Below are 6,470 nucleotides of genomic sequence, written 5' to 3'. Positions count from 1 at the left end.
GCCCCACCGTGCTCGGCGCTGCGCGCCTCCGCGCGGTGGGCCTCTCGACACCGGCTTCAGGCGCCCCGAAGGCGACCGAACCAAAAGAGGTGCACGCACGGCGCCTGTCGAGCACCGGCCCAGCCAACCGGGACCTGCCCCACACCGGCCCAGCTACCCGGCGCCTGCCCAGCACCGGCCAAGCTCCCCGGCCCCCACCCCACACCCCCTCAGTCGTGCCAAGCCCCAAAGTCCTCCAGCAGCCCCTGAAGCGGCTCGAACACCCCCGGACTCCCCGCCACCGCCAGATCCCGCCCGGGCCGCTCTCCGGGCCGTCCACCGGTCAGGGCGCCCGCCTCACGGGCGATCAGGTCCCCCGCACCGAGGTCCCACGGGTTCAGCCCCCGCTCGTAGAAACCGTCCAGCCGCCCCGCGGCCACATCGCACAGGTCGACCGCCGCCGAGCCGCCCCGCCGGATGTCCCGCAGCAACGGAATCAACTTCTGCGCCACATCGGCCTGATGGACCCGGACCTCGGTGACGTAGTTGAACCCGGTCGACACCAACGCCTGCTCAAGGGGCGGCGCGGGCCGGCAGGCGAGCCTGCGTTCGCCCTCCCACGCGCCCGTGGCCCACGCCCCGCCGCCGAGCACCGCGTGGAACGTCTCGCCGCGCATCGGGATCGCGACGACCCCGGCGACGGTCTCGCCGTGCAGCTCGGCCGCGATGGAGACGGACCAAGTGGGCAGCCCGTACAGGTAGTTGACCGTGCCGTCGAGCGGGTCGACGACCCAGCGGACACCGCTCGTGCCGGTGACAGAGGCGCCCTCCTCGCCCAGGAACCCGTCGTCGGGCCGCTGCTCGGAAATCAGATCGGTGATCAGCTTCTCGGCCGCGATGTCCATCTCGGTGACGACGTCGATCGGGCTGGACTTGGTGGCGGCGACCGCGAGGTCGGCCGGGCGGCCGTCCCGCAGCAGCGCGCCGGCCTTGAGGGCGGCTTCCTGGGCGAGTGCCAGCAGTTCCTGGTGCAGGGGGTCGGTCACGGCGCTCCTCATGCGTAGGGGCTGTCGGCGCCCGCGGCGGCGGGACGCGGGGCGCGGGCCGGGCAGCAGCCCACCGGGCAGACGTTGTGGCCGGCGCCGAGGGCGCCCAGGGCGCAGGGGGTGACCTGCCGCCCGCTCTCCACGGCGGCGCGCTCCAGGACGAGTTCGCGGATGGCGGCGGCGAACCGCGGGTCGGCGCCCACGGTGGCCGACCGGCGTACGGGCAGGCCCAGTTCCTCGGCCTTGGCCGTGGCCTCCGTGTCGAGGTCGTAGAGGACCTCCATGTGGTCGGAGACGAAGCCGATGGGCGCCATGACGACCGCGGGGACGCCGGCCGCGTGGCGCTCCTCCAGGTGGTCGCAGATGTCGGGCTCCAGCCAGGGGATGTGCGGGGCACCGGAGCGGGACTGGTAGACGAGCTGCCAGGGGTGGTCGATTCCGGTGCGCTCGCGGACGGCGTCGACGATCAGGCGGGCGACGTCCAGGTGCTCCTCGACGTACGCCCCGCCGTCTCCGTGGGCCTCGGCCGGGCCGGAGGTGTCGGCCGCGGCGGTCGGGATGGAGTGGGTCGAGAAGGCGAGGTGGGCGCCGTCCCGGACGTCCTCGGGGAGATCGGCGAGGGATTCGAGCACCCCGTCGATCATCGGCTCCAGGAAGCCGGGATGGTTGAAGTAGTGGCGCAGCTTGTCGACCCTGGGGAGGACGAGGCCCTCGGCCTCCAGGGCGGCCAGGGAGTCGGCGAGGTTCTCCCGGTACTGGCGGCAGCCCGAGTACGAGGCGTAGGCGCTGGTGGCCAGGACGAGGATGCGGCGGCGGCCGTCGGCGACCATCTCGCGCAGGGTGTCCGTGAGGTACGGGGCCCAGTTGCGGTTGCCCCAGTAGACCGGCAGGTCCAGGCCGTGGTCCGCGAAGTCCTTGCGGAGGGCGTCCAGGAGGGCGCGGTTCTGGTCGTTGATGGGGCTGATCCCCCCGAACAGGAAGTAGTGCTGTCCCACTTCCTTCAGGCGTTCCTTGGGGATGCCTCGCCCGCGCGTCACGTTCTCCAGGAACGGAACCACCTCGTCCGGGCCTTCGGGACCGCCGAACGAGAGCAGGAGCAGGGCGTCGTAGGGAGTGGCATCGAGCGTGTCTGGCATGTCTCCGATCCTGCCACCCGCCACTGACAGGCGGGAAACGGAGGGGTGCCGGACCGCGAACCCCGGGCTTCCGGGGCGGTGCGTCGGGGGCGGCACGGGCGGGTGCATCGGGCCGGACCTGCTCGTAAGCTGTATCAGCCGCATTCGCACCTTACTGAGCGGTCATCGCATCACCGCACCACCACCGAGCCGCCGCCCCGCCCTTCCGACCGGAGTCACCCGTGCCCAGCCCCTATCGCGCCCTCTTCGCCGCCCCCGGCTCCAAGGGCTTCTCCGCCGCGGGGTTCCTCGGCCGGATGCCCCTGTCGATGATGGGCATCGGCGTGGTCACGATGGTCTCCCAGATCAACGGGCGCTACGGGCTCGCGGGCGCGCTGTCGGCCACCATCGCGCTGGCCGCCGCCGCGATCGGGCCTCGGATCTCGCGGTGGGTCGACCAGTACGGGCAGCGGCGGGTGCTGCGTCCGGCGACGCTCGTCGCGCTGGCCGCGGCGGCCGGGCTGCTGCTGGCCGCCCGCTTCGGGTGGCCGGACTGGGTGCTGTTCGTGTGCGCCGCCGGCATCGGCTCGGTGCCGAGTCTGGGCGCGATGGTCCGGGCGCGCTGGGCGGCCGTCTACCGGGGCACCCCGCAGCTGCACACGGCGTACTCCTTCGAGTCCGTGGTGGACGAGGTGTGCTTCATCTTCGGGCCGATCATCTCCATCGGGCTGTCCACGGCGTGGTTCCCGGAGGCCGGTCCCCTGCTGGCCGCCTGCTTCCTGGCGGTGGGCGTCTTCTGGCTGACCGCGCAGCGCGCCACGGAGCCCGCGCCGCACCCGCGCGTGAAGGGTGCCGAGGGCGGCGGCTCGGCGCTGCGGGCGGCAGGTCTCCAGGTGCTGGTGGCCACCTTCGTGGCGACCGGGGCGATCTTCGGGGCGGTGGACGTGGTCACCGTCGCGTTCGCCGACGAGCGGGGTCACAAGGGTGGCGCCAGTGTGGTGCTCGCCCTGTACGCGGCGGGGTCCTGCGTGGCCGGAGTCGTGTTCGGGCTGCTGCGCTTCCGGGGAGCGCCCGAACGCCGGTGGCTGCTGGGCATATGCACGATGGCCGTGAGTATGATCCCCCTCCTACTGGTCGGAAACTTGCCGCTTCTGGCCGTGGCGCTGTTCCTTGCGGGACTGTCCATCGCACCCACGATGATCACGACGATGTCCCTCATAGAAGAGCACGTACCTCGCGCGAAGCTCACCGAGGGCATGACCTGGGTGAGCACCGGCCTGGCGGTCGGGGTCGCACTCGGTTCCTCGGTCGCCGGCTGGGTGATCGACGCAGCCGACGCGCGGGCCGGGTACGGGGTTCCGGTGGTCGCCGGAGCCGTCGCGGTCGCGGTCGGTTTCCTCGGGTTCCGCCGGCTCAGCAGACCGGCACCGGGTCGGGGAGGCACCGTTGTTGGGCACCACAGCGAGCGCGAAGAACGGCACGTGGCGTAACTGGGGCGGGACGGTCGCGTCCCGGCCCGCGCGGGAGGTGACGCCCGCGTCCGTCGAGGAACTGGCGGCGGCCGTCCGCAGGGCCGGTGAGGACGGCCTGACGGTGAAGGCCGTCGGCAGCGGGCACTCGTTCACATCGATCGCCGCCACCGACGGTGTGTTGATCCGCCCTCAACTGTTGACCGGCATCCGCAACATTGATCGGGATGCATTGACGGTCACGGTCGAGGCGGGCACCCCGCTCAAGAGACTCAACATGGCTCTCGCGCGCGAGGGTCTGTCGCTCACGAACATGGGCGACATCATGGAGCAGACGGTCTCCGGGGCGACCAGCACCGGCACCCACGGCACCGGACGCGAATCGGCCTCCATAGCCGCCCAGATCAGGGGACTTGAGCTGGTGACGGCGGACGGCTCGGTGCTCACCTGCTCCGAGCAGGAGAACCCGGACGTCTTCGCTGCGGCCCGCATCGGCCTCGGCGCCCTGGGCGTCGTCACCGCGATCACCTTCGCCGTCGAGCCCGTCTTCCTGCTCACGGCCCGCGAGGAGCCGATGACCTTCGACGAGGTCACCGGACGCTTCGACGAACTCTGGGCCGAGAACGAGCACTTCGAGTTCTACTGGTTCCCGCACACCGGCAGCACCAACACCAAGCGCAACAACCGCAGCGCGGGCCCGGAGCAGCCGGTGGGCAAGGTGGCCGCCTGGTTCGAGGACGAGTTCGTCTCCAACGGCCTCTGGCAGGTGGCCAACTGGGTCGGCCGCGCGGCGCCCGCGACCATTCCGACCATCGCCCAGATCTCCACCCGGGCCTGGTCCACGCGGACGTACACGGACATCCCCTACAAGGTGTACACGTCGCCACGCCGGGTGCGGTTCGTCGAGATGGAGTACGCCGTTCCGCGCGCGGCCCTGGTGGACACGCTGCGGGAACTCAAGGCGATGGTCGACCAGTCCGACTTCAGGGTCAGTTACCCGGTGGAGGTCCGCACCGCGCCCGCGGACGACATCGCCCTGTCCACCGCCTCCGGCCGGGACAGCGCCTACATCGCCGTACACATGTACAAAGGCACGCCGTATCAGGCGTACTTCACCGCCGCCGAGCGCATCCTCACCGCGCACGAGGGCCGGCCGCACTGGGGCAAGGTGCACACCCGGGACGCCGAGTACTTCGCGGGGGTCTATCCGCGCTTCGGCGAGTTCACGGCGCTGCGGGACCGGCTGGACCCTGAACGGCGGTTCCAGAACGACTACTTGCGGAGGGTGCTGGGGCAGTAGCGGGCGAGCCGCCGGGCGAGTCGGGCGGGGAATCGGCCGTACCCGGTTCCCCGCGACGTGCGGGACGCTCGGACAGTTCCGTTTCCGGCTATTGCGTGAAGTACGCCACTTTCAAGATCGCCCGAACCCCGCTCCGGACCGCCAAGTCCCGCTCCCCACAAGAAGTTGGGTGGCGTGCCAATCCACGCACGTGGTCCAAATGGAGTACTGTTGCGAGCCCTGGGTGCGGTCTCCTGCCAGGGCGTCCGCGGCCTTTTGGACCGCTCAGAGGGGGCCAGTTGCACAGGGTGACGTAGTTGGTCACTTAGCGTTGCGAATAAGTAACCGTGCCATAACGGCGAGTCCGGGCCCGTGCCCGACACGCCGGGCAACTCGGCAAGGTTGTGGCAGGCTGCACCCGGGCAGGCCACACTCGACTAGCGGAAGCAGCGACGCACGTGACGTCGGCAGGCACCACCCGGGAGGTCCCCATGCCCGAACTGCGTGTCGTGGCCGTCTCTAACGACGGCACACGGCTGGTGCTGAAGGCTGCGGACAGCACGGAGTACACGCTTCCGATTGATGAGCGTCTGCGCGCCGCCGTACGCGGCGACCGTCCCCGCCTCGGCCAGATCGAGATCGAGGTGGAGAGCCATCTCCGCCCCCGAGACATCCAGGCACGTATACGTGCCGGCGCCTCCGCCGAGGAGGTCGCGCAACTCGCCGGCATTCCCGTCGACCGGGTGCGCCGCTTCGAGGGTCCCGTGCTCGCCGAGCGTGCCTTCATGGCCGAGCGCGCCCGGAAGACCCCCGTCCGCCGCCCCGGTGAGAATGCCGGACCCCAGCTCGGCGAGGCCGTTCAGGAACGGCTGACGCTGCGCGGTGCCGAGAAGGACACCGTTCAGTGGGACTCCTGGCGCCGCGACGACGGCACCTGGGAGGTCCTGCTGGTCTACCGGGTCGCGGGCGAACCGCACTCGGCGAGTTGGACGTACGACCCGCCCCGGCGGCTCGTCCAGGCCGTCGACGACGAGGCGCGCTCGCTGATCGGCGAGTCCGACGACCTCTCCGCCACCCCGGAGCCCAGCTTCCCGTTCGTCCCGAGGATCGCCCGGCTCCCGCGCGACCGCCCGCTGGACCGTGCCCTGGAGCGCCCGGAGCGTCCCGCGCTGCCGTCGCCCGAGGTGGCCGAGGAGAGCGAGCGCGACTCGCTGACCAGCCTCCTGGAGGCGGTACCGAGCTTCCGTGGCGACATGGTGGTTCCCGAGCGCCCCTCGGAGACCCCCGAGGAGCCCGTCGAGGAACCGGAGGCGGAGGAGCCACCGGCGCCCGCGGCTTCGGCCGGTTCGGCCTACGCGGACGTCCTGATGCCCCGTTCGGTCGGCGCGCACCGCGACCGGCTCATCGGCTCCACCGACCGCCAGGCCGAGGCGGACGGCGTCCGCCCGGGCCGCAGAGCGGCGGTCCCGAGCTGGGACGAGATCGTCTTCGGCACGCGGAGAAAGAAGCAGGAGTAGTCGGCCGTACGAGCGGTTCGCCGTAAGGGAGTTCGGCTACGGCAGGGAGGGCCCGCGCCGGTTTC

Annotated in this window: 5 protein-coding genes; 3 read left to right on the top strand and 2 right to left on the bottom strand. The window is 71.5% G+C overall.

Going from position 1 to position 6,470, the window contains the following annotated elements; translation table 11 throughout:
• Positions 1-209 precede the first annotated feature (209 nt).
• Positions 210-1,025: an inositol monophosphatase family protein gene (locus ACWDEW_RS27975; protein WP_450516049.1), complete on the bottom strand. Its 816-nt coding sequence runs from the start codon at positions 1,023-1,025 to the stop codon at positions 210-212.
• Positions 1,026-1,033: 8 nt separating this feature from the next.
• A complete protein-coding gene (locus ACWDEW_RS27970; protein ID WP_450516047.1) occupies positions 1,034-2,161 on the bottom strand; it encodes a ferrochelatase in 1,128 nt (375 codons plus the stop codon).
• Between the two features lie 221 nt (positions 2,162-2,382).
• Between ACWDEW_RS27970 and ACWDEW_RS27965 the strand changes: the two genes are divergently transcribed.
• The 3 genes from ACWDEW_RS27965 (at position 2,383) to sepH (ending at position 6,405) form a co-directional block, all read left to right on the top strand.
• Positions 2,383-3,630: an MFS transporter gene (locus ACWDEW_RS27965; protein ID WP_450516045.1), complete on the top strand. Its 1,248-nt coding sequence runs from the start codon at positions 2,383-2,385 to the stop codon at positions 3,628-3,630.
• A complete protein-coding gene (locus tag ACWDEW_RS27960) occupies positions 3,590-4,909 on the top strand; it encodes a D-arabinono-1,4-lactone oxidase (RefSeq protein WP_450516043.1) in 1,320 nt (439 codons plus the stop codon). The genes ACWDEW_RS27965 and ACWDEW_RS27960 overlap by 41 nt, the downstream gene beginning before the upstream one ends.
• 470 nt (positions 4,910-5,379) lie before the next feature.
• Entirely contained in the window at positions 5,380-6,405 is a 1,026-nt protein-coding gene (sepH, locus tag ACWDEW_RS27955) for a septation protein SepH (protein WP_200711016.1), read from the top strand.
• Positions 6,406-6,470: the final 65 nt, after the last annotated feature.

This window comes from Streptomyces sp. NPDC001100 (genome assembly GCF_053598575.1).
Note: the sequence above shows the minus strand (reverse complement) of the source record. Positions and strands in the feature narration are given on the sequence as shown.

What these genes read in the sequence shown, in the direction of transcription:
- ACWDEW_RS27970 (WP_450516047.1), bottom strand. Translation starts at nt 2,161, where the DNA reads ATGCCAGACACGCTCGATGCCACTCCCTACGACGCCCTGCTCCTGCTC.
- sepH (WP_200711016.1), top strand. Translation starts at nt 5,380, where the DNA reads ATGCCCGAACTGCGTGTCGTGGCCGTCTCTAACGACGGCACACGGCTG.